This is a genomic window from Pseudomonas yangonensis (genome assembly GCF_009932725.1).
Lineage (GTDB): Bacteria > Pseudomonadota > Gammaproteobacteria > Pseudomonadales > Pseudomonadaceae > Aquipseudomonas > Aquipseudomonas yangonensis.
Genome location: NZ_BLJU01000002.1, coordinates 467,715 through 490,493 on the forward strand (window position 1 = coordinate 467,715; position 22,779 = coordinate 490,493).

The following is a 22,779-nucleotide window of genomic DNA, read 5'->3' on the forward strand; positions in this document are numbered from 1 at the left end:
ATGAGCAAGCGATTCGCCCGTGGCCTGGTGGTGGGCAAGTTCGCGCCGCTGCATCTGGGGCACGAATGGCTGATCCGCCAGGCGCAAGAGCAGTGCAAGCAACTGGTGCTGCTCAGCTGGGCCTACCCGGAGCTTGCCGGTTGCGAGCCCGAGCGCCGTGCGAACTGGTTGCAGGTGCGCTTTCCCGAATTGCGCAGCTGGGTAGTGACGCCTCACTGGGTTGCCCGGCAACGCGAACGCGGCCTGGCGCTGCCGGACCTTCCTCACGAATCCGACCCCGATGTCGTACAGCGCCAGTTCGTTGCCGAGTTCTGTCTGGCGGTGCTTGGCCATCCGGTGGACGCGGTCTTTACCAGCGAGGCCTATGGCGATGGGTTCGCCGCGCATTTGAGCAGGTGTTTCGGGCGGCCGGTGGAGCATGTCGAGATCGACCGCGCGCGCATTCAGGTTCCGGTGTCCGGTACGCGACTGCGCGCCGATATTCACGGCCTGCGCCAGTATCTGGCACCGCAGGTCTACGGCGATTTCGTCGAGCGCATCGCCCTGCTCGGCGGCGAGTCCACCGGCAAGAGCAGCCTGGCCCTGGCGTTGGCCGAGACGCTGGGTACGCAGCATGCCGCCGAATATGGCCGCGAACTTTGGGAAGAGCAGGGCGGTGTGCTGGCTTACGAGGATTTGCTGCGTATCGGCTGCACCCAGGTCGCCCGCGAACAGACGCTGGCGGGGCAATGCGTGCGTTACCTGGTCTGCGACACCACGCCCCTGACCACATTGTTTTACTGCCGCGAGCTGTTCGGTCGCGCCGAGGCCGAGCTGGAGCGCCTGGCCGAGCGGCATTACCAGCATCTGTTCCTGTGCGCCGACGACTTCCCCTTCGTGCAGGACGGCACCCGTCAGGACGAGACCTTTCGCCGCCGGCAGAACCAGTGGTACGAGCAGGAGCTGCAACGCCGAGGTCTGGCCTTCACGCGCCTGACGGGGTCGCCGAAACAGCGTATCGAACAGGTGCTGTGGCACCTGGAAGGATCCCGGCGAGCTAGTCCCGTATTTCAGCGATAGCGGGAAAGAATGGCCTCGAACTCGCCATCCTCTTTCATCTGGATCAGGGCCCTTAGCAGCGCCTGGGTGGGCACGTCCGGCGCATCGCGCACAAGGCAGGAAAGCGCATCGGCGCTGAACTCGCCCAGTGCGCGCAGGCGTTTGTTCTCCGGCAGGTCGCGGTTGAACCAGGCCAGGGCCAGCTCGTTGCTGACCGCGTAGCGATAGCGTCCGGCTTCCAGCTTCTCCAGTACCAGCTCCTGCGTGCGGGCGTCTTCGCGCTGCAGCTGGCCGCTGGCGAACAGCGGGTCCAGGCGTGGGTAGCTGTAGCCCAGCACGGTACCCAGGCGCTGGCCCGGCAGTTGTGCGAGGCTGATGTCGGCTTCGTCGTGACGGCCGACGATCAGGTCGCGCTGCACCATGAATGGTACGCTCCAGATGTATTGACGGTGCGTTTCGCTTAGCCAGCCCGGGTTGACGTAGCAGCGCACGTCGATCTCACCCCTGGCCATCAGGCGCTGTACGCGTAGACGCGGCAACACCAGCAGTTCGGCGCGGCGGCCGACCTTCTGCGCCAGACGTGTCTGCAGGTCGTAGAGCACGCCGGACGTGGCACGGCCATCTTCGATGAGGATCATCGGCATGGCCCAGCCCTCGGTTACCGAGAAGCGCAGCGGGCGTTGTTCCTGCGCGCTGGCAACGGCGCTCAGCGAAACCAGCAAAGCGAAAAGCAGCAGACGCATGCGCATCAGGCCGCTGCGGGATCGAAACTGTCAGCACGGGCCATGCGCCACATGCGCTCGTAGAACTCACCCTCGATCTGGCCGCCGAGCAGTTCGCCCGGGGCGAGGAACACATGCTGCTGGGCGAACAGCTTGATCTCGGTAGCCGACATGCGCTGCACCAGGTGCTTGGCATCGATCTGCGAGGGGTGGTCCAAGCCGGCGGCGGCGAGCATCTCGGCCAGCGCCTTGAGCGTGTTGCGGTGGAAGTTGTAGACGCGCTGAGCCTTGTCCTCGACCACCAGGGCGCGCTGGCGCAGCGGGTCCTGCGTCGCCACGCCGGTGGGGCACTTGTTGGTATGGCAGCTTTGGCTCTGGATGCAGCCGATGGCGAACATGAAGCCGCGTGCCGAGTTGGCCCAATCGGCGCCGATGGCCAGCACGCGGGCGATATCGAAGGCGCTGACGATCTTGCCGCTGGCGCCGAGCCTGATCTTGTCGCGCAGGTTGCTGCCGACCAGGGTGTTGTGCACGAACAGCAGGCCCTCGCGCAGCGGTGCGCCGAGGTGGTCGGTGAATTCCAGCGGCGCCGCGCCGGTGCCGCCTTCCTTGCCGTCGACGACGATGAAGTCGGGCAGGATGCCGGTCTCCAGCATGGCCTTGACGATGCCCATGAACTCCCAGGGATGGCCCAGGCAGAACTTGAAACCCACCGGCTTGCCGCCGGACAGTTCGCGCAGCTGAGCGATGAACTGCAGCAGCTCGATGGGCGTAGAGAAGGCGCTATGGCGCGACGGTGAGATGCAATCCTCACCCATGGGCACGCCGCGGGTGTTGGCGATTTCCTCGGTGACCTTGTGTTTCGGCAGGATGCCGCCATGGCCCGGCTTGGCGCCCTGGCTGAGCTTGATCTCGATCATCTTCACCTGCGGGCTGGCCGCCTGTACGGCGAAACGCTCGGGGTCGAAGCGGCCGTCCGAGGCGCGGCAGCCGAAATAGCCGCTGCCCAGCTCCCAGACCAGATCGCCGCCGTGCTCGCGGTGGTAGGGGCTGATGCTGCCTTCACCGGTGTCGTGATAGAACTCGCCGAGCTTGGCGCCCTGGTTCAGCGCGCGGATGGCGTTGGCGCTGAGCGAGCCGAAGCTCATCGCCGAAATGTTGAACAGCGACGCCGAGTACGGCTGGCTGCATTGTGGCCCGCCGATCTCCACACGAAAGCTGCACGGGTCGGTCAGCGGTGCCGGGCGCATGGAATGGCTGATGAACTCGAAGCCGTTCTGGTACACGTCGCTCAGGGTGCCGAAGGGCTTGTCCGAGCCTTCGTTCTTGGCGCGGGCGTAGACCAGCGAACGCTGCGCGCGGGAGAAGGGCAGCTGCTCGGCATCGCCTTCGAGCAGATACTGGCGAATCTCCGGGCGGATGCCTTCGACCAGGTAACGGATATTGCCGAGGATCGGGTAGTTGCGCCTGACCGCATGGCGCGTCTGCAGCAGATCGCCGATGCCGATCAGGCTGAGCACGCCCGCGAGCAGGGTGAGCGGCCACAGCCATTGATGAGCGAGGAAGGGCAGGCTGGCCAGGGTGAACAGCACGCAGAAGGCAAAGAATGCATAGCGGCTGAGCAAAGAGAGGTTCATGAAGATTCCCGAAACGTAAGTCAGGTAGAGATTTTAGACTAAACGGCTATAACGGGTCACGTTCTGTCCGTACAGACACTCTTAAGGGCTAAGGACGAACGCCGATGCCCTGTGGCACACTCAGTGGCCCGGAGCCAACCATCGCAAGAGCTTGGCCCATGTCCCCCGATTTTTGGCCAGCGCGATTGTCGCCGGCCTACTGCCTGAGGCCGCCAGCGGCCAAGAAGAGGAATGAGCGTGCAAAACGTCGTGATCAGTGGTACCGGCCTCTACACCCCGGCCAACAGCATTTCCAACGACGAGCTGGTGGCATCCTTCAATGCCTATGTACAGCAGTTTAACGCCGACAACGCCGAGGCCATCGCCCGTGGCGAGGTTGAGGCGCTGAGCGAATCCAGCACGGCCTTCATCGAAAAGGCGTCGGGCATCAAGAGCCGCTTCGTCATCGACAAGGACGGCATTCTCGACCCGCAGCGCATGGTGCCGCGTATCCCCGAGCGTTCCAACGACGAGTGGGGCATCCTCTGCGAGATGGCCGTTGCCGCAGCCAAACAGGCCCTGGAGCGCGCCGGCAAGACCGTCGCTGACATCGATGGGGTGATCGTCGCCTGCTCGAACCTGCAGCGTGCCTATCCGGCTGTGGCCATCGAAGTGCAGGCCGCACTGGGCATCGACGGCTGGGGCTACGACATGAACGTGGCCTGCTCCTCGGCCACCTTCGGCATCCAGGCCGCGACTACCGCGATCCAGACCGGCCAAGCCCGCGCCATCCTCATGGTCAACCCGGAAATCTGCACCGGCCACCTCAACTTCCGTGACCGCGACAGCCACTTCATCTTCGGCGACGCCGCCACCGCGGTGATCATCGAGCGCGCCGACCAGGCCACCTCCAAGCACCAGTTCGATGTGGTCGGCACCAAGCTGCTGACCCAGTTCTCCAACAACATCCGCAACAACTTCGGCTTCCTCAACCGCGCGGCGGAAGAGGGCGTCGGCGCGCGCGACAAGCTGTTCGTGCAGGAAGGCCGCAAGGTGTTCAAGGACGTCTGCCCGATGGTCGCCGAGCTGATCGCCGCCCACCTGGCGGAAAACCAGCTCAACGTCGCAGATGTGAAGCGCTTCTGGCTGCACCAGGCCAACCTCAACATGAACCTGCTGATCGCCCGCAAGCTGCTCGGTCGCGACGCCGAGCCGCACGAGGCGCCGGTGATTCTCGACACCTACGCCAACACCAGTTCGGCCGGTTCGGTGATCGCCCTGCACAAGCATCAGGACGACCTGCCCGCCGGCAGCCTGGGTGTTCTAAGCTCCTTCGGTGCCGGTTATTCCATCGGCAGTGTAATTTTGCGCAAGCGTTGAACTCTCTGTAGGAATGCCTGACGTGCACGGGGCGTTCGGCTTCGTGCGCAGGCCTGACCTACGGGAGTGCCATGTCCGATTCCGATCTCTTGGGGCGCCTGCTCGCCGGCGAGCAGAAGGCCTACCGCGAGCTGGTGGCTCGCTATCAGGGTGCGATGCGGGCGGTGGCCTACGCCATCGTCGGCAGCCGCCATGCCGATGAGGTGGTGCAGGATGCCTGGTTCGCCGTGGTGCGCAACCTGGCAGGTTTTCAAGGCCGCGCCAGCCTCAAGACCTGGCTGCTGACCATCACCGCCAACACCGCCAAGACCCGACTCAAGCACAACCGCCGCGAGGTGCTGCTCGACGACCTGCCCGCGCCCCACGGCACGGTGGGTGACGAGCGTTTCGCCGATGACGGTCATTGGCTGTTGGCGCCACATGCCTGGCATCAGGACAGCCCCGAAGCCCTGCTCACCGAGGACGAACTGCGCCAGTGCTTGGAACACACCCTGGCCAGCCTGTCCGAGTTGCAGGCCAGCGTGCTGGTGCTGCGCGAACGCCAGGGCCTGGAGCTGGAGGCGATCTGTAATCTTCTCGACATCTCCCTCTCCAATGCCCGTGTGCTGCTGCACCGAGCACGCCTGAAAGTCTTCGCCACCCTGGAACATTTCGAGGAGACAGGCCAATGCTGACCTGCAAGGAATTGGTCGCTCATTCCAGCGATTATCTCGACGGCCAAATGACGCTACGCCAGCGCCTGGCCGTACGCGCCCACTTGGCCATGTGCGGCAACTGCCGGCGTTTCATCCGCCAGATGAAACTGACCCAGGCAGTGATCCGGCAGATGCCCGAGGGCGAATTGCTTGAACTCGATGCCCTGGCCGAGCGTCTGGCGCAGAGCCGGCGCAACCAGGGGTGAGCGAGGGCTTTGTTGGGTTTTCGGATGTTTATTCCGGGTGTCGCGTTTTGTTGAAAGCTATGGCGTCGCCCACCCAGGTGAGCACTGCGTAGGGTGGATCGGGGCGCGTAGCCGACGTTTTTTTCATCCACCGTTTGCGGTGGTTGTTTGGGCTACTTGCTAGCGCCCCGCAGCTAAGTTACCGCTTTTGGAGAATTGTTCCTTAAGGCCAATTTTCAACCACAAACTACCACCTGACTGTATTGAAAGCTTTTTCATCTTTTTTGCCTTGCGCTTCAATATGGATGGTTTTTCGTAATAACCAAATCTTCGCTTGTGCCAGCGCCGATCGGTCTCGTGCTTTACCTTTTTCTTGAGCTTGCGTAATGCAACCTCAATTGGCTCGCAATCTTCTGCGATGATTGATATTGTCATTTTTTATGTTTACGGACTGATGCCTGTCCATGTTTGGTTTCTAACGCCAGCCACAGCGGAAAAACGGAGAAGAGCATGTTTGTGCAATAGTGGCGTGTGGTTTTCCAGTGCTGGTTATTGTTGGGTGATGGATTACTTTTCATATGGATAAGGTGCTGTTGTACCATCTGCATAGCGCAAAAGCCCATTCCAACTCAGACCAATAAACACAGGGTCTCCTTCTTTTCTAGACATCACTATAGCACCAGGGTGATAAAGATGTTTGAGCCCATTCGGAGAGAATCGATTCGTTAAATCAGGGATATTTCCTGCTTCTAGAATTTCGGGGAGTTCTGTTTTTAACGAGGCAAATAATGGCATGCCGTGCACAGTAACGTATGCGCCAACAAGTATTTTGCCGAGTGATGTACCCATATGAATTGGTGTAAAAGTTACACCTCCGGTAGGGCGGTGTGACGGATCTACTCCATCAACACTATAAAGTCCTAGCTTCTCGGGGATTGGTTCCAATCCAAAAATTGCCCTAGCGATACTTGGTGAAGGCTGCCATTTCACTGGCGCAGCCCATCCTGCGGCAGCAGAATTTATGACAGTCTTTAAAAGCCACCTTTCGAGAAGCTCTCCCTGAACAATAAGCGAGCCGTTGAAATTTTTATCGTTGGCTTCTGCTTGAAATCGGGTGATTCTGCCAATGGTCTCGTCCAGCGGGCTTAATATAGAGTTGTGATTCCTGCAAAGTATATTTGACTTTTCTGCGCCGCGTGTAGGTGCACCGTCCCTAATACGCTTTACACCTTCAATTATGATAGGGCACGAACAGCCAGCTTTGAATATTGCGTTACTGACAACATGCTCACCGGACATGGTGTCACAGCCACCCAAGGAATTTGCCCAGCACCTCGATTTATTAATTTTATCGTTCAAATCTTGCTTCCTTGTTTAAACAGTGCTTTCACCTAACGTGGAGTTCAGCGCCGCGCCGCCGATATGCGGAGCGTCCCCTGGGACGAAAGGTTAGAACTCATTCGCATGGCCGAGCAACTCGCCGAGAGTAAATATCCCTGATTTACCGCCGTTGATGCTGCTCAGATAGACCTTCGCAACATCTGAGGCCGCGGATATTCCTTCAAGGTCTTTGGTGTGGAAAACGGCGCCCATACCAAGCATTGAACAAACCACACCGGTAGGCGTAACTACAGCAACATGGTACGTCTGCTGATTGTTGTTAGTCAGATGCTTGACGAAGCCGTCAAGCCCCGGTGGTAACTGCGGCGCGACGTTTAGATACTTGGCAACCTCAAGCCACTCCCACGGCTCTGGAACATCAGTGCATCGGGCCAGAAGAAATGTTCGGAGTCGTTGCCCGGATGCGCTATCTCGAAAGTCATTGCCAAACTCAAAGCAACAAATTTCATAGATGACTTTAACGTGCTCAACGAACAGTGCCTTGAGATCAATCATCCAGCTCCCTCCCAAGGACGACTGAATTTGCTCAGATTTAGGACGGACTTTTTTTGCTCCTTCAACTGATCTTTGGATTGCTCTTTCTTTTTCTTCCTCCGACCACCCAAGCTGCATACCCTCTTCTGACTTGAAAAATCGGGACAGAGTAGTTCGGATGACTTTTGGGATTTCCTTCATGTCCCTTGCGTCGCGGGACAAGCTAAGACCAATTTCACCACTTTCGGTAATCCATACCCTTGGCGCTTGAGGTACTACCCTTGGGGCAAAGTTTGAATCCAGTTTTATCTTCAGCTCATATTCTGAGTCATCCATGGTGTATGTATCCGAAAATGGCTGCGGTATCTTTCCGGTTTTCCCCTGAACCTTGTAGGCAGCGCGGGCTAGTTGAATAAGCTTTTGGTCGACGTAAGGCGCATCAACCCAATGGCCCAGTTTGTTGTTGCATGTCTTGCAGAGCAAATATTTTGAAATGCTTCCACCTGCGGCCTCCGGAAAGATGTGTTCTTCCGTCAGTGGTTCACTTGACTCAAGGCAAAGTATGCAGGTGTCGGACATTTCCAATGCGCTCAGAAGTGATGAGTTCTAACGTTTGGTTAAGGGGCCGGCTTCAGCCGGTTCCGAGTGAGCGAAGCGAACGACTTGAGCCTTATGCGCGCTCTCGCTCGGATTTTAAGTGCACTGACATTAGATTTATTATTTTTAATATTTCGTCATTTAGTTGAGGGCGTAGTTCTTCAGCTTGTTTTGAATATTTTGAGTCTGTGCTTGAAATTATTGCCATATCGGTGTCTCCCACTTTCTTTGGGGCGCCCTTGCGAAAAAGTGACGACCACTTGTACATGAGAGCGGAGATGCTTTCCGATTGGTCGTTAATTTCCTTGGTGGAGAGAAGGCGTAGAAGAGCATTATTTTTTGAAAGATCGCGTTCTATATTCTTATAACTTTCTAAGGACTCAGTTATACGCATGGTCATTTCTAGTAGCTCAATGCTTTCTGCGTAAAGATTTTCTAGTTTATAAGTATAGTCTCTTTGCAGGTCTCGCCTGAAAGTCTGCCTCTCTCGATATCCGGCAAGCAGCCAAGTAATGAGCGCGACTGCTACACCGAATGCTCCCGACAAAAGGGCGTCACTCATAAACTCTCCAGTGTGCATAACGATTAAGCTAAAGGGCCGGCTTTAGCCGGTCCCAGTGAACGCTTTGAGCGCATAGTTAGACGACATGCATCACCTCGCATAGTGGGCTAGCCTCTGATTTCGAAAGAAGGCAAGCCATACCCCTCAGCTTTGTTATGAACGGTTGGGTACAGCTGGTTATTGCGAATTTCAAAGGCTGGTAGACCATATGAGTCTATTTTGTTGTGCACTGTTGGATACAGAGCGCTTCCGCGCACCTCATATGCAGGCAACCCATATGGATTGCATTTGTTATGGACTGTCGGATAGACCTGGTTGCCCCGAACTTCATAGGCTGGTAACCCGTAAGAGCAGCTCTTGCAATGAACAGTAGGGTAAAGGTTGCTCATATTCACCTCCGTGTATAAAAGCTGTTGCCCAACGTTTGGTTAAGGGGCGAACTCTAGCCCGTCCCAGTGAGCGAAGCGAACGGTTTGGACCATTTGTTAGACCTTACACCGCTACTTGGATGAACGGAAAAGCAGTTCTGAATTCTGTAAGGATAGCCTGGTTCATATGTAGCGAGTTTATAGCATGCTCTCTAGCTGGGCCGTCAAACACCTCGCGATTACGTAGGTATGCAATGCCAAAAATTGCTTCGTCCTCCTGATTTGTAAAGCTGCGGCCAGGGCTGAAGCCGATTGTTTTGTAGATATGGAAGCGAGGAGCATCAAAGCTAAGCAACTCAGCTATGTAGTCTGGGTATGCTTCAGTTGACTCCATGATTCGAATAGCCCATTGCTGCAATTCATCTGTGCTTATTGAGTTGCTTAGGTAGCAATTCACGACAAAGGCAATGGTTGATGAATTTTCGCGGGTGAGTCCGTTCATGATCTAGGTCTAACGGTGGTTAGATGGATGGCTGTACTAATCCAATAGTAGAGCCTTCCATCTAACTCCGCACCATCCCGCTTCGCTTCGTACCTAAAAGCCTTCCCACTCATAGCCTTAACGCTATGCACCGGCAGTCCGCTGTATGCGCTTGACCTCCGTTTTTTTGCTCCAGCATTACCCCTGGTACACCGCGCGGTGTATGACGCTTTTTCATCCACCGTTTGCGCTGGCTGCCTCGGCTCGGGCTTCCTGCTTCGCTCTACCTCCTGCATCCTGCAGTTGTCGCCTACGTTTTTAGAGGCGCCCGTTAGCCGCGACTGGTAGCGGGCAAAGCGCCCCCGGATTTCATCCGGGCTACGAAAAACTTTTTTCTCCCTCTGTAACGCCCGCATCTCTGCCTCGTCCATTGCTGCGAGGGCGCCAATCCGGCCCCGCATTCGAAACCGATGGAGAGATGCCATGAAACAACTCAATACCCTGACTGCCACCCTGGGCGCTGCGCTGCTGACTTCCGTGGCCTTCACTGCCCACGCCGCGAGCAACCCCTTCGCTACGCAGGAACTGGCCAGCGGCTACAGCCTGGCCGCTGCCGAGAAGGCGCAGGAAGGTTCTTGTGGCGAAGGCAAATGCGGTGGCGAGATGAAAGCCGACAAGGAAGGCAAGTGCGGCGAGGGCAAGTGTGGCGGCGAGAAGAAGGCCGACGCCGAGGGTAAATGCGGCGAAGGCAAGTGCGGCGGCGAGAAGAGCGAGTAAGGGCAAAGGGAGGACGGATCATGCACCTTGCACACCTCACCGGCGCCGGCCTCGGCCTGCGTCGCGGGCTACTCGCCGAGCTGATCGGCGATGACGCCAGCGGCGCCGACTTTCTCGAAGTGGCGCCGGAGAACTGGATCGGTGTCGGTGGCCGGCTGGGCAAGCAGTTGCGCGCCCTGAGCGAACGTCGGCCGTTGCTGTGCCATGGTCTGTCCCTCAACCTCGGCGGCTTCGCGCCGCTGAACCTGGAGTTGCTGCACGCCATCAAGGGCTTTCTCGACGAGCACGGCGTGCTGGCCTACAGCGAACATCTGTCGGCCTGTGCCGACGATGGCCAGCTGTATGACCTGATGCCGCTGCCGTTTTCCGACGAGTCGGTGCTGCGCATCGCCGAGCGCGTGCGTATCGTTCAGGACGTGCTGGAAAGGCCGTTGATCATCGAGAACGTCTCGGCCTATGCGCGCCTGCCCGGCGAGCTGGACGAGGCGGATTTCGTTCGCGCCGTGCTGGAACGTGCCGACTGCCAGCTGCTGCTGGACGTCAACAACGTCTACGTCAACAGCCTGAACTTCGGCTTCGATGCCGAAGCCTATATCGCCGCGATGCCGAGTGAGCGTATCGCCTATCTGCATGTCGCCGGTCATTACGACCAGGCGGCAGACCTGAAGATCGACACCCACGGTGCGCCGGTGATCGACCCGGTGTGGACGCTGCTCAGCAGCGCTTATGCGCTGCATGGCGTACGCCCGACGCTGCTGGAACGCGACTTCAACTTCCCGCCGCTGGCCGAGCTGTATGCCGAGCTGGCGCATATCCGCAGCCTGCAGCAGGCCGTGCAACCGCTGAGCAGGTACGGCACATGAGCGGCATTCAGCAGCAGCGCGACTTCGCTGCACGTATTCGCCAGCCTGAGGCGCAGTCTTTGCTGCCGGGCATCACGGCCGAGCGCATGGCGGTCTACGAGGAGCTGTTCTTCAACAACGTCGCCAGCCTGGTGGGCGGCGCCTTTCCGGTGCTGCGTGGGGTTCTCGGGGCAGAGCGCTGGCAGCGGTTGCTGCGCGCGTTCTTCGCCGAGCACCGGGCGAGCACGCCGTACTTTCTCGAGATCAGTCAGGAGTTCATTGCCTGGCTGCAGCAGGGCTATCGCCCTGAGCCTGACGACCCTGCCTTCGTGCTGGAGCTGGCGCACTACGAGTGGGTCGAGCTGGCACTGGACGTCAGCGACGCGCAGGTGCCCGCGCAAGGCTGGTCACCGCTGGCCTGGCCGTTGGCCTACCAGTGGCCGGTGCAGATGATCGGTGCCGATCACTGCCCCACGCAGCCACCGGTCGAGCCGACCTGCCTGCTGGTCTGGCGCGACCGCCAGGATCAGGTGCGCTTCATGCAGCTGGCGCCGTTCGCCTATCAGCTGGCGCTGCGGCTGCAGGCTGGCGAGCCGTCTGGGCAGGCGCTACAGGCGCTGGCCATCGAGCACGGCCTGGCTGCCGACCACCGTTACTTCACCAACGCCCGCGCGCTGCTGGATGACTGGCAGGCGCGCGATATCTGGTTTCCCCATTCCGAGGACTGACCGCCATGATCGCTTTGCTCAATCGCTTCCAGGACGCGCTGGAGGCTACCCGGCGCCTGGATTTTCTCGGCCCGCTGCTGCTGCGCCTGTATCTGGTGCCGGTGTTCTGGATGGCCGGTACACAGAAACTGGCCGACATCGACGCTACCGCCGCTTGGTTCGGCAACCCGGACTGGGGCCTGGGCCTGCCATTTCCCGAGCTACTGGCCTGGGCGGCAGCGCTGACCGAGGCCGGTGGCGCCATTCTGCTGTTGTTCGGCTTTGCCGTGCGCTGGATCAGCATTCCACTGATCGTCACCATGCTGGTGGCGATCTTCGCCGTGCACTGGCCCTATGGCTGGCAGGCGATTGCCGACCCGTCCGCGCCGTTCGCCAACGAGCGCGTGCTGGCGGCGGCGGAGAAGCTCGAACGGGCGCGCAGCATCCTGCGTGAGCACGGCAATTACGACTGGCTGACTGGTAGCGGCAAGTTCGTGGTGCTGAACAACGGCATCGAGTTCGCCGCCACCTACCTGGTGATGCTGGTGGCGTTGTTCTTCAGCGGGGCAGGGCGCTGGTTGAGCATCGATTACTGGCTCGCGCGACGTTTCCGAACTCCGCGCTAAGCAGGCCACTGAAAAACTACCTGCGTTGGCAATACTGCGTTAAAAAACGACCTCGCGTGCGAGCCCAGTCAAAATGCTCATTTACAGCACGTAAACCCGAGTGCGGGCCCAGTGCTTTTTTCGGCCGTTTTTGCGGGGCCGCCATCGGTATTGTCTTGCCTGCCTCGCCTACGTTTTTCAGCGGCCTGCTAACCCAGCGGATTGTCGCGGCGCCGGCTCTCACGAAATTCGCCCGGCGTCTGCCCGGTCCAGCCCTTGAAGCTGCGGTGGAAGGAGCGCGCCTCGGTGAAACCGAGGTAGCAGGCAATGTCCTGGATCGCCAGGTCGCTGCGCAGCAGGTAGTGCTCGGCCAGCTCCTGGCGCAGCTCGTCGAGAATCTGCTGATAGCTGGTGCCGGCCTGCTGCAGGTGGCGCTGCAGGGTGCGCACGGTCATGTCGAACTTCTCCGCCACCCGTTCCTTGCGCGGCAGGCCGTCCTTGAGCAGCAGGCGCAGGGCGTTCTTCACCCGCTGCGGCAGCGGCTCGTCCTCGTCGAGCCCGGCCATCAGCGCCAGAGCGTGTTCCTCCAGGGTGCGCAGCAGGTTGGCGTCGGCCTGGCGCAGCGGCACGCCGAGGTAGTCCAGCGGCACCAGCAGGGCGTTGCAGGGTTGCTCGAACAGTACCGGGCAGCCGAACAGCGCCTGGTATTCGGCCAGCTCGGTGCCGGCCGGTTGCGCGTGCTCGAACCAGACTTCGCGCGGCGAGTGCTCGGAGTCGGCGATCCAGCGTGCGTACAGCAGCCAGGAGGCGAGCACGTTCTCCACCATGTGCCGGCGCACCTGCGGCGCCTGATGGCGACAACTCCAGATCAGCCGCACGTGATCCTCGGCGGCTTCGAGACGGCTGGTGCCCATGTCGCCCACCAGTTTCTCGTACGGCACGATGCGGCCCATGGCTTCACCCAGGGTGGCGCAGTTCATGGCGATATAACCGAGCACGCTCCACGAGCCGGGCTGCACGAAACGCGCGGCGTGCAGGCCGAACAGCGGGTCGCCGGACACCTCCAGCAGATGCGCGAGCAGGCGTTCGTGCACCTCGCTGGGAATCCGCTTGCCGTTGTCGGCCAGATCCTGCGCCTGGACACCGGCGGCGGCCAGCGCACGGTCGATATCCAGACCGAGCTGTTCGGCTTGGCGCAGGTACTTGAGCAGAGCGGGAACCGAGGTGTAGCCGAGGTTTTCCATGGATTCTTCTTGTTCTGCGAGGCCTGTCTTGATTGGCGATATGGCCTGTCCCGATTCGACAGTGACGGAAATCGGCGGCTGGCTAGTATAGGCAGCCATAAGTGCTGATCGGAATGGGGGATGCGATGCGACGCTGGAACGGATGGGGAGACGAAGCGACCGAGGTGGAACTGCCGGCCCATGGCGAGGCCTTTCTCGCGGAGCTGATCGGGCCGGGGCAGCGCCTGGCCGACGCCAGCCTGCAGGACGTGCTGGCGCGTGTGCCGGCCTCGCGTCTGGCCCCGCATCCGCTGATCAGCGTTGATGCCGACGTGCGCGTGCGCCATGCCCGTGGCCAGAGCCTGCCGGACTGGCTGGCCATGCGCTCCGGCGAGTTCGGCCTGTTTCCCGATGGCGTCGCCTGCCCGGAAAGCGCCGAGCAGATCCGCGAGCTGCTGGCCTGGGCACAGAAGCATGACGTCACCCTGATCCCCTACGGTGGCGGCACTTCGGTGGCCGGCCACATCAACCCGCAGGCCGGGCAGCGCCCGGTGCTGACCCTGTCGCTGGAGCGCATGACGCGCCTGCTGGATATCGACGAGGACAGCCTGATCGCCACCTTCGGCCCTGGCGCCAACGGCCCGCAGGTGGAAAGCCAGTTGCGCGCGCGCGGCTATACGCTGGGCCACTTCCCGCAATCCTGGGAGCTGTCGACCCTCGGCGGCTGGGTCGCCAGCCGCTCCAGCGGTCAGCAGTCGCTGCGCTACGGGCGCATCGAGCAACTGTTCGCCGGCGGCAAGCTGGAAACCTTCGCCGGCACTCTGGAGATTCCCACCTTCCCGGCGTCGGCCGCCGGCCCCGATCTGCGCGAGCTGGTGCTGGGTTCGGAAGGGCGTTTCGGGGTGATCTCCGAGGTGCGCGTGCGTATCAGCCGTCTGGCCGAGCAGGAGCGCTTCTACGCGGTATTCCTGCCCAACTGGCAACAGGCGCTGAGCGCCATTCGCAGTCTGGCTCAGGCGCGTGTGCCGCTGTCCATGCTGCGCCTGTCCAACGCCATCGAAACCCGCACCCAGCTGGCCCTGGCCGGCCACCCGCAGCAGATCGCGCTGCTGGAAAAGTACCTGGCGCTGCGCGGCGCCCGTGACGAGAAATGCATGCTGACCTTCGGCGTCACCGGCAGCCGGGTACAGAACGCCGCCTCGCTGAAACAGACGCGGCGCCTGCTGAAAGGCTTTGGCGGGGTGTTCACCGGCACCCTGCTGGGCAAGAAGTGGGAGCATAACCGCTTTCGCTTCCCCTATCTGCGTCACGGTCTGTGGGAGCGCGGCTACCTGGTGGACACCCTGGAAACCGCCACCGACTGGTCCAACGTCGACAACCTGTTGAACAAGGTCGAGGCCAGCCTGCGTGACGAGCTGACCGGGGAGGGCGAGCGGGTGCACGTGTTCACCCACCTGTCGCACGTCTACGGCGAGGGTTCGAGCATCTACACCACCTACGTGTTCCGCCCCGGCGCCGACTACGCCGAGGCGATGGCGCGCTGGCAGCGGCTCAAGGCGGCGGCCAGCCGCACCATCGCCGAGAATCGCGGCACCATCAGCCATCAGCACGGCGTCGGTCGTGACCACGCACCTTATCTGGCGGCGGAGAAGGGCGAGCTGGGCATGGCTACGCTGCGCAGCCTGGCCACGCATTTCGACCCGGAGCAGCGCCTGGCTCCCGGCGTGCTGTTGCAGGATTGAGCATGGAACTTTGGAACGCCCGCTGGCGCGAGCGTGCGCTGCCCGAGCTGGCCGCGTATGACTGGGATCTGCTGGTGATCGGCGGCGGCATCTGCGGCGCCGGCATCCTGCGGGAGGCGGCGCGACGCGGCTGGCGCTGCCTGCTGCTGGAGCAGCGCGACTTTGCCTGGGGCACCTCCAGTCGCTCGTCGAAGATGGTGCACGGTGGCCTGCGCTACGTCGCCAAGGGCCAGCTGGGGCTGACCCGCGACTCGGTGCGCGAGCGCCAGCGCCTGCTCGGCGAGGCGCCGGGGCTGGTGGAGCCGCTGAGTTTCGTCATGCCGCATTACCGCGGCGGCTTCCCCGGGCCGAAGGTATTCGGCGGCCTGCTGAGCCTGTACGACGCCCTGGCCGGCAAGCGCAACCATCTGTTCTACCCGCTGCAGCAGCTGCGTTACCTGGCGCCGGGCATCCGTGAGGACGGCCTGCTCGGCGGCACGCGCTTCTTCGACGCGGTGACCGACGATGCCCGCCTGGTGCAGCGCGTGCTGTGCGAGGCACGTGCCGAAGGCGCAGAGGCGCTCAATGGCATGCGTGTGGTCGAGTTGTTGCGTGAAGCGGGACAGGTGCTCGGCGTGCTCGCCGAGGATGTGGAAACGGGCAAGCAGTACCGCCTGCGCAGCCGCGCCGTGGCGCAAGCCACAGGTGCCTGGGCCGATCGCCTGCGTCAGCCTGGCAATGGCCGCATCCGTCCGCTGCGCGGCAGCCATCTGCTGCTGGCCGGCTGGCGCCTGCCGGTGGCGCATGCCTTCAGCTTTATGCATGCGGCCGATGGCCGGCCGGTATTCGTCTTCCCCTGGGAGGGCGCGACGGTGATCGGCACCACCGATCTGGATCATGCGGACGATCTGGACACCGAGGCGGCGATCAGCAAGGAGGAGGTCGATTACCTGCTAGCCGCCTGTGCCCAGCAATTTCCGTGCGCCGAAGTGACGCGCGGCGACGTGCTGTCGACCTGGGCCGGCGTGCGCCCGGTGGTGAGCGATGGCAGCGCCGGGCTGAAACCCTCGGACGAGAAGCGCGAACATGCGCTATGGATCGAACCAGGCAGCGTGACCCTGGCTGGCGGCAAGCTGACCACCTTTCGCCTGCTGGCGCTGGAGGTACTGCGCGCCTGCGCGGGCTTTGTCGGCAAAGCGGTGGACGATCAGGGCGGCGCGGTCTTCGCTGCGAGTACACCGAGGCCGATGCCGGCATTGACTCCGGCGCAGCAACGCCGGCTGGCCGGCCGCCATGGCCGCCAGCTGGGCGAGGTGCTGCGTCTTATCGACGAGGTGGGCGGCGATTGCGTCGCGGGTACGAACACCCTGTGGGCCGAGCTGGCCTGGGCCGCCGAGGGCGAGCTGGTGCTGCACCTGGACGACCTGCTGCTGCGCCGCACGCGCCTGGGCCTGCTCTTGGCCGAAGGCGGCCGCGCCGAACTGCCGCGCATCCGCGCGCTGTGCCAGCCGCGCCTGGGTTGGAACGATGCACGCTGGCAGCAGGAAGAGACGGATTACCTGGCGTTGTGGCGGCGTTGCTATAGCCTGCCGGATGACAGCGAATGATGTGCGTAGGGTGCACCGTGGGCACTGGCAATCCACTGCTACCCGGGCCTGTCGCTTGTAGCCCGGATGCAATCCGGGGATGAACGACGATGCAGCTCCCGGCTTTCATCCGGGCTACGTAGCTAGATTGCGGCAACTCCGATCAGCTCCCTCTCCCGCTTGCGGGAGAGGGTTGGGGAGAGGGAAGGCGTTTATTCGCAGGCCACCTGGCTCAGACGGAACACCCTCTCCCCCGGCCCCCGCTCTGCGCCCCAGCCCTTCGCAGAGCTCAGGGCGCTTCAGCGGGCGAAGCAGTGCTTCGCTATTTCCGCTTACGCCCCATAAATGGGAGAGGGGAGACATAACAAAAGGACCACACCTTGAGCGAACCAAGCTACCTGCTGAGCATCGACAACGGCACCCAGAGCGTGCGAGCGCTGCTGTTCGATACCCAAGGCAACCTGCTGGCCAAGGGCAAGGTCGAGCTCGACCCCTATTTCTCCAGCCAGCCGGGCTGGGCCGAGCAGGACCCGGAATACTACTGGGCCAGCCTCGGCGAGGCCTGCCGGCTGCTGTGGCAGCAGGTGAATATCGACCGCCGCCTGATCCGCGGCGTCGCCGTTACCACCCAGCGCGGCAGCATCATCCATGTCGACGAGCAGGGTGCGCCGCTGCGCCCGGCGATTCTCTGGCTCGACCAGCGCCGCGCCGAGGTGCAGGGACGGATCAAGGGCCCCTGGGGCTGGCTGTTCAAGCTGGCGCGGGCCGAGGAGGCGGTGGATCACTTCCGCGCCCAGGCCGAGGTCAACTGGGTGGCTCAGCATCAGCCGGACATCGCGAATCGCGCGCATAAGGTGCTGTTGCTCTCGGGTTTTCTCACCCAGCGCCTGTGCGGCCGCTTCGTCGATTCCACCAGCAGCTGCGTGGCCTACCTGCCGTTCGACTACAAGCGCTTGCGCTGGGCGGCGCCGGGCGACTGGAAATGGCAGGCGCTGAAGGTGCGCCCCGAGCAACTGCCCGAGCTGTTCAAGCCGGGCGAGCGACTGGGCAGCATCACGGCCTCCGCCAGCCGTCATACCGGTATCCCCGAGGGCCTGCCGCTGATCGCCGCCGGGGCCGACAAGGCGTGCGAAGTGCTCGGCTCCGGCGCGCTGGAGGCCAGCACGGCCTGCCTGTCCTACGGAACCACCGCGACCATCAACACCACACGCAGTCGCTATCTGGAAACCATCCGGCTGATCCCGCCTTACCCGGCGGCATTGCCGGATCATTTCAACACCGAGGTGATGATCTATCGCGGCTTCTGGATGGTCAGCTGGTTCAAGCGCGAGTTCGGCCTGCGCGAAATGCAGCGCGCCGAGGCACTGGGCGTGCCGCCCGAGGCGCTGTTCGACGAGCTGGTCAACGCCGTGCCGCCCGGCTCCATGGGTCTGATGCTGCAGCCTTACTGGACGCCGGGCATCCGCGAGCCGGGCCTGGAGGCCAAGGGTTCGATCATCGGTTTTGGCGACGTGCACACCCGCGCGCATCTGTATCGGGCGATTCTGGAGGGATTGGCCTACGCCCTGCGTCAGGGCAAGGAGCGCATCGAGAAACGCGCCGGCACACGTATCGAGCGCCTGCGCGTATCAGGTGGCGGTTCACAGAGCGATGCGGCGATGCAGCTGACCGCCGATATCTTCGGCCTGCCGGCCGAGCGTCCGCATCTGTACGAGACCAGTGGGCTGGGCGCGGCGATCAACTGCGCGGTGGGCCTGGGGCTGCACGCCGATTACCCGAGCGCCATCGCCGCCATGACCCGCGTCGGCCAGGTGTTCCAGCCGAACCCGGAGGCACAGCGCGTTTACCAGCAGCTCTACGGGCAGGTCTATCAGCGCATGTACCGTCAGCTCAAACCGCTGTACCAGCGCATTCGCAAGATCACCGGTTATCCGGCGTGAGTTGAGTGAAGGGATTTGTGGGAGGGGTTTTAGCCGCGACCGAGACTATCTGGATCGCGGCTAAAGCCCCTCCTACAGAAAACAAGTCGCCCTCCAGAGCGGAGGGCGATTGGTTTGGCATCAGGCGACATCCACCAGCACGATCTCGCTGTCTTCCTGGGCCTCGACGCGGATCAGCGCTTCATCGGCGATGGCCACGCCATCACGTGCCTTGGCCGCTACGCCGTTGACGGTGAAGGCGCCGGTGGCGCCCACCAGATAGGCCTTGCGACCGGGCTGCAGCACGTACTCGGCGCTTTGCCCAGCCTTGATCGTGGCCGCTACCAGGCGTGCGTCAGTGCGGATGCGCAGGGCATCGACGTCTTCCTCGTAGCCGCTGGCCAGGGTGACGAAGGCTCCGGAGCGATCGCCTTTGGGGAACGGCTTGGCCCCCCAGGACGGCGGCAACCCGGCCTGGTTCGGCTGGATCCAGATCTGGAAGATCCTGGTGGTCTCGTCCTCCAGGTTGTACTCGCTGTGGGCGATGCCGGTGCCGGCGCTCATCACCTGCACGTCGCCGGCTTCGGTACGTCCCTTGTTGCCCAGGTTGTCCTCGTGGCTGATCGCCCCTTCGCGGACGTAGGTGATGATTTCCATGTCGCGGTGCGGATGCGGCGGGAAGCCCGAATGCGGGGCGATCTCGTCGTCGTTCCAGACGCGCAGGCGGCCCCAGTTCATCCGCTCGGCGTCATAGTATTCAGCGAACGAGAAATGGTGGCGGGCATTCAGCCAGCCGTGATGAGCGCCACCGAGTTGTTCGAACGGACGTACATCGATCATGGTCAATCCTCCAGTCATGCACGAGGTCAGTCCCGTGCAATGTCGATGGATAAATATTCCTTTTTGATTGATCGATTTAAAAGCGCAATATTTGCAGTTTAACTATCTATTTATTTGATTAATTTTGGCGGGAGGCACGCACTAGTCTTTCGTCTATCCGTTTCAAGGAGGACTGCGATGCGCGAGCGCAAGGCCTGGCTGATTCTGCATGGCAAGCAGGCGTTGAACGAGGAGGTGAGGGCGGCGGTGAACGGTCTGCGCGAGCGTGGCTGGGATCTGGCGGTGCGTCTGACCTGGGAAGGTGGTGATGCCGAACGTCTGGTGCACGAAGGGCTGGCGGCCGGTTACCCGACCCTGATCGCTGGTGGTGGGGATGGCACGCTGCGTGATGTGGTCGAGGCATTGGTCAAGGCCCGCAGTGAGGCCAGCCTGGCCCTGTTGCCGCTGGGTACGGCCAACGACTTCGCCCACGCAGCGGGCGTCCCGCTGACGCCCGCTGCGGCAATGGCGCTGCTGGAAGTGGAGCCCGTAGCGGTGGATGTCGGCATGGCCGGCGATCGCGCCTTTCTCAATATGGCCACCGGTGGCTTCGGCTCCAATGTCACGGCCAATACCTCGGAAGACCTCAAGAAAGTCCTGGGTGGCGCCGCCTACCTGCTGACAGGGCTTAGCCGCTTTTCCGAAGTGCGTGCCGCTGCGGGCCGTTTTCATGGGCCTGACTTCGAATGGCAAGGCGAATTTCTCGCCCTCGGTATCGGCAATGGACGTCAGGCCGGCGGCGGGCATCTGCTTTGCCCGGATGCGACCATCGATGATGGCCTGCTGGATGTCAGCATCGTGCCGGCAGCGCAGGACGTGGTGAGCACGCTCGGCACGCTGCTGACTGGCGGCATGCATGGCTTGCAAAGCGTTGCGATCAGCGCGCGGCTGCCCTGGCTGGAGGTGGAGGCACTGGAAGGCCTGGATCTGAATCTTGACGGGGAGCCCACGCAAAGCACGCAGCAGCGTTTCGAGGCATGTCCGGCGGCACTGCGTCTGCACCTGCCACCGGCTTGTCCGCTGCTGGGGAAGCGGTCTGAACGCGCGCTCAGTCGTCCGGACTGATGATGCCCTCGCGTACCGCATAGAGCACCAGGCTGGGCACGTCGTGGATCTGTAGACGCTTCATGATCTGCGCCCGATGCGCCTCGACGGTCTTCACGCTCAGCCCGAGGCCGTTGGCGATGGAACGGGTCGATTCGCCACGGGTGATCAGACGCAGAATTTCCAGCTGGCGTTGGGTCAGGCCGTGCTCGGAATGGGCATTGACCTTGGAGACCGCCTGCTCGATCACCGGCTGCACAATGGCCGAACTGAGGTAACGATCGCCACGACGCACCGCCTCCAGCGCCATGCGCAGTTCGAACGCTGCGGCGTCTTTCAGCAGGTAACCGTGAGCGCCTTTCTGCAGGGCCTCGAGCACCACCTCGGGGCCGGTGTGCATGGAGAGGATCAGCACCTTGCAATCCGGCGAACGGCGATTGAGTACCTGCAGGGCCTCCAGGCCGCTGACGCGCTTCATGGAAATGTCCAGCAGGATGATGTCGGGCTCCAGTTCACAAGCCAGTTCCACCGTCTCCTTGCCGTCTTCGGCCTCGCCGACGATGGTGTAGTCGGCGATGTCCTGGATCATCGCGCGTACACCGGCGCGGATGAGGGCATGGTCGTCCGCCAGCAGCACGCGACAGGTCATGGCAGCACCGTCATGGCCGCGATAGGGAAAAGGGGAAAGCAACACACATGTGAGCGCTCCTTTTTCGGTCGGACAGATGTCCGAGGTTCCAGAGTGAGCGGCCAACCGATGGTGATAGGGACTTGGGTCCAGATTCAGGCTGTGAGAGTCGAGTGGCTGCCCCTGCTTCAGGGTAGACCATTCTCGGCCGATGTCAGTTCGGGGCCTGACGTCCGTCGCTTCTGGTCGTGTCGCTGCGCCCGAACTGCTCGATGAGCCTGGGGATGCCTTGCAGCGACTCGCTGCTCTGCGCTGCTCCCATACGCAGGGCCTCCTTGGGCATGCCGAACACCACGCAACTGGCTTCGTCCTGAGCAACGGTACGCGAGCCCGCCTCGCGCATGCACAGCAGACCGCGTGCGCCGTCATCACCCATACCGGTCATGATCACGCCCAGGGCGTTGTGCCCGGCATGCCTGGCCACCGAGCGAAACAGTACGTCCACCGATGGGCGATGACGGTTGACCGGCGGGCCGTCGATCACCTCGACGAAGTACTGTGCACCGCTGCGTTTGAGTTGCATATGGCGGCCACCTGGCGCCACCAGCGCCAGGCCGGGACGTACGCGGTCCATATGTCGCGCCTCGCGTACTTCGATGGCGCAGACGCTGTCCAGGCGCTGGGCGAAGGCAGCGGTGAACTTCTCCGGCATGTGTTGCACGATGACGATGCCGGGGCAGTCGACCGGTAGTTGGCGCAGCACCACTTCCAGAGCCTGGGTACCGCCCGTGGACGTACCCAGCGCCACCACCCGGTCGGTGGTGGTCAGGTGAACAGCCGCGGCGCGCTCGCTCTTCAGCGGCGTGACCGGAGCAGCTTCGACGGCCTTGCGTGGCATGGCGCGAGGTTGGCTGCGCGCCGCGATCTCGATTTGTCGAATCAGATCGCCGGACATCTGCTGCAGGCTTTCCCGCAGGCCCAGCCTGGCCTTGGTGAACACACCGACCGCACCAGCCGAGAGCGCATCCAGGGTCACAGCCGCGCCCGCCTCGGTCAGGGTGGAGCAGATGATCGCCGGCGTGGGGCGCTCGGCCATGATCTTGCGCAGGAAGGTGATGCCATCCATGCGCGGCATCTCCACGTCCAGCACCAGCACGTCGGGCCACTGCTTGTGCATCTTCTCCAGGGCGAACAGTGGGTCGGCGGCCTGGCCGATCACCTGAATGCCGGGATGGCTCTCCAGGCAGGCCGTCAGTACCTGGCGCACCAGCGCCGAGTCGTCGACGATAAATACCTTGATCAGGGCAGCGCTGGCCATCTTGGCACTCC

At 62.2% G+C, this 22,779-nt stretch carries 23 protein-coding genes; 12 read left to right on the forward strand and 11 right to left on the reverse strand.

The genetic code is table 11. The features are described 5' to 3' along the window. The gene (locus GYB81_RS03865; protein WP_161866519.1) at nucleotides 1–1,059 is read left to right on the forward strand and encodes an AAA family ATPase; all 1,059 of its coding nucleotides are present in this window, start codon (nucleotides 1–3) and stop codon (nucleotides 1,057–1,059) included. On the opposite strand, the gene GYB81_RS03870 is transcribed toward GYB81_RS03865, so the two are convergent. Together GYB81_RS03870 and GYB81_RS03875 are read right to left on the reverse strand one after the other, a co-directional pair. Then, entirely contained in the window at nucleotides 1,050–1,781 is a 732-nt protein-coding gene (locus GYB81_RS03870) for a substrate-binding periplasmic protein (protein WP_233787474.1), read from the reverse strand. The genes GYB81_RS03865 and GYB81_RS03870 overlap by 10 nt on opposite strands. A 5-nt stretch (nucleotides 1,782–1,786) precedes the next feature. After that, entirely contained in the window at nucleotides 1,787–3,397 is a 1,611-nt protein-coding gene (locus GYB81_RS03875; RefSeq protein WP_161866517.1) for an FMN-binding glutamate synthase family protein, read from the reverse strand. 237 nt (nucleotides 3,398–3,634) lie between these two features. Between GYB81_RS03875 and GYB81_RS03880 the strand changes: the two genes are divergently transcribed. The 3 genes from GYB81_RS03880 to GYB81_RS03890 all read left to right on the forward strand — a co-directional run bounded on the left by GYB81_RS03880 (nucleotide 3,635) and on the right by GYB81_RS03890 (nucleotide 5,657). Beyond that, a complete protein-coding gene (locus GYB81_RS03880) occupies nucleotides 3,635–4,756 on the forward strand; it encodes a beta-ketoacyl-ACP synthase III (RefSeq protein ID WP_161866620.1) in 1,122 nt (373 codons plus the stop codon). A 71-nt stretch (nucleotides 4,757–4,827) separates the two neighbouring features. Then, entirely contained in the window at nucleotides 4,828–5,430 is a 603-nt protein-coding gene (locus tag GYB81_RS03885) for an RNA polymerase sigma factor (protein ID WP_090426324.1), read from the forward strand. Then, entirely contained in the window at nucleotides 5,424–5,657 is a 234-nt protein-coding gene (locus GYB81_RS03890) for an anti-sigma factor family protein (RefSeq protein WP_161866516.1), read from the forward strand. Before GYB81_RS03885 ends, GYB81_RS03890 begins: the two co-directional genes overlap by 7 nt. 159 nt (nucleotides 5,658–5,816) lie before the next feature. Here the strand turns inward: GYB81_RS03890 and rpsU are convergent, their stop codons facing one another. The 5 genes from rpsU to GYB81_RS03915 form a co-directional block, all read right to left on the reverse strand. Beyond that, nucleotides 5,817–6,071: a 30S ribosomal protein S21 gene (rpsU, locus tag GYB81_RS03895; protein ID WP_161866515.1), complete on the reverse strand. Its 255-nt coding sequence runs from the start codon at nucleotides 6,069–6,071 to the stop codon at nucleotides 5,817–5,819. Nucleotides 6,072–6,203: 132 nt separating this feature from the next. Continuing rightward, the gene (locus GYB81_RS03900) at nucleotides 6,204–6,995 is read right to left on the reverse strand and encodes a hypothetical protein (protein ID WP_161866514.1); all 792 of its coding nucleotides are present in this window, start codon (nucleotides 6,993–6,995) and stop codon (nucleotides 6,204–6,206) included. Nucleotides 6,996–7,085: 90 nt separating this feature from the next. Then, entirely contained in the window at nucleotides 7,086–8,090 is a 1,005-nt protein-coding gene (locus tag GYB81_RS03905) for an HNH endonuclease (protein WP_161866513.1), read from the reverse strand. 91 nt (nucleotides 8,091–8,181) lie between these two features. Beyond that, the gene (locus tag GYB81_RS03910; protein ID WP_161866512.1) at nucleotides 8,182–8,670 is read right to left on the reverse strand and encodes a hypothetical protein; all 489 of its coding nucleotides are present in this window, start codon (nucleotides 8,668–8,670) and stop codon (nucleotides 8,182–8,184) included. A 492-nt stretch (nucleotides 8,671–9,162) separates the two neighbouring features. Continuing rightward, nucleotides 9,163–9,540, reverse strand: a complete 378-nt coding sequence (locus GYB81_RS03915) for a hypothetical protein (protein ID WP_161866511.1) — start codon at nucleotides 9,538–9,540, stop codon at nucleotides 9,163–9,165. Between the two features lie 462 nt (nucleotides 9,541–10,002). Here GYB81_RS03915 and GYB81_RS03920 point away from each other — a divergent pair, with 462 nt between their 5' ends. From GYB81_RS03920 to GYB81_RS03935, 4 genes are read left to right on the forward strand one after another with little or no spacing between them, the layout of a single operon-like run. Further along, the gene (locus tag GYB81_RS03920; protein WP_161866510.1) at nucleotides 10,003–10,296 is read left to right on the forward strand and encodes an HvfA family oxazolone/thioamide-modified RiPP metallophore; all 294 of its coding nucleotides are present in this window, start codon (nucleotides 10,003–10,005) and stop codon (nucleotides 10,294–10,296) included. A 20-nt stretch (nucleotides 10,297–10,316) separates the two neighbouring features. Continuing rightward, the gene (locus tag GYB81_RS03925; protein ID WP_161866509.1) at nucleotides 10,317–11,159 is read left to right on the forward strand and encodes an HvfB family MNIO-type RiPP peptide maturase; all 843 of its coding nucleotides are present in this window, start codon (nucleotides 10,317–10,319) and stop codon (nucleotides 11,157–11,159) included. Continuing rightward, nucleotides 11,156–11,866 (forward strand): HvfC family RiPP maturation protein, encoded by a 711-nt coding sequence (locus GYB81_RS03930; protein ID WP_161866508.1) that lies wholly within the window; start codon nucleotides 11,156–11,158, stop codon nucleotides 11,864–11,866. The genes GYB81_RS03925 and GYB81_RS03930 overlap by 4 nt, the downstream gene beginning before the upstream one ends. A gap of 5 nt (nucleotides 11,867–11,871) precedes the next feature. Then, nucleotides 11,872–12,471 (forward strand): HvfX family Cu-binding RiPP maturation protein, encoded by a 600-nt coding sequence (locus tag GYB81_RS03935; protein ID WP_161866507.1) that lies wholly within the window; start codon nucleotides 11,872–11,874, stop codon nucleotides 12,469–12,471. 188 nt (nucleotides 12,472–12,659) lie between these two features. Here GYB81_RS03935 and gliR read toward each other — a convergent pair whose 3' ends face one another. Beyond that, entirely contained in the window at nucleotides 12,660–13,694 is a 1,035-nt protein-coding gene (gene gliR / locus GYB81_RS03940) for an AraC family transcriptional regulator GliR (RefSeq protein WP_161866506.1), read from the reverse strand. A gap of 125 nt (nucleotides 13,695–13,819) precedes the next feature. On the opposite strand from gliR, the gene GYB81_RS03945 reads away from it, so the two are divergent. From GYB81_RS03945 to GYB81_RS03955, 3 genes are all read left to right on the forward strand, one after another. Beyond that, nucleotides 13,820–15,415 (forward strand): FAD-binding oxidoreductase, encoded by a 1,596-nt coding sequence (locus GYB81_RS03945; protein WP_161866505.1) that lies wholly within the window; start codon nucleotides 13,820–13,822, stop codon nucleotides 15,413–15,415. Nucleotides 15,416–15,417: 2 nt separating this feature from the next. Further along, nucleotides 15,418–17,001, forward strand: a complete 1,584-nt coding sequence (locus GYB81_RS03950; RefSeq protein ID WP_161866504.1) for a glycerol-3-phosphate dehydrogenase/oxidase — start codon at nucleotides 15,418–15,420, stop codon at nucleotides 16,999–17,001. 359 nt (nucleotides 17,002–17,360) lie between these two features. Then, on the forward strand, nucleotides 17,361–18,920 hold the full coding sequence (locus tag GYB81_RS03955; protein ID WP_161866503.1) for an FGGY-family carbohydrate kinase: 1,560 nt from the start codon (nucleotides 17,361–17,363) through the stop codon (nucleotides 18,918–18,920). A 120-nt stretch (nucleotides 18,921–19,040) separates the two neighbouring features. Here the strand turns inward: GYB81_RS03955 and GYB81_RS03960 are convergent, their stop codons facing one another. Beyond that, nucleotides 19,041–19,739, reverse strand: a complete 699-nt coding sequence (locus tag GYB81_RS03960) for a pirin family protein (RefSeq protein WP_161866502.1) — start codon at nucleotides 19,737–19,739, stop codon at nucleotides 19,041–19,043. A gap of 177 nt (nucleotides 19,740–19,916) precedes the next feature. Between GYB81_RS03960 and yegS the strand changes: the two genes are divergently transcribed. Next, entirely contained in the window at nucleotides 19,917–20,843 is a 927-nt protein-coding gene (gene yegS, locus GYB81_RS03965) for a lipid kinase YegS (RefSeq protein WP_161866501.1), read from the forward strand. Here yegS and GYB81_RS03970 read toward each other — a convergent pair. Together GYB81_RS03970 and GYB81_RS03975 are read right to left on the reverse strand one after the other, a co-directional pair. Then, nucleotides 20,827–21,471: a response regulator gene (locus GYB81_RS03970; RefSeq protein WP_161866619.1), complete on the reverse strand. Its 645-nt coding sequence runs from the start codon at nucleotides 21,469–21,471 to the stop codon at nucleotides 20,827–20,829. The two genes, yegS and GYB81_RS03970, sit on opposite strands and share 17 nt — an antisense overlap. A 193-nt stretch (nucleotides 21,472–21,664) precedes the next feature. Further along, entirely contained in the window at nucleotides 21,665–22,768 is a 1,104-nt protein-coding gene (locus tag GYB81_RS03975) for a protein-glutamate methylesterase/protein-glutamine glutaminase (RefSeq protein ID WP_161866500.1), read from the reverse strand. Nucleotides 22,769–22,779: the final 11 nt, after the last annotated feature.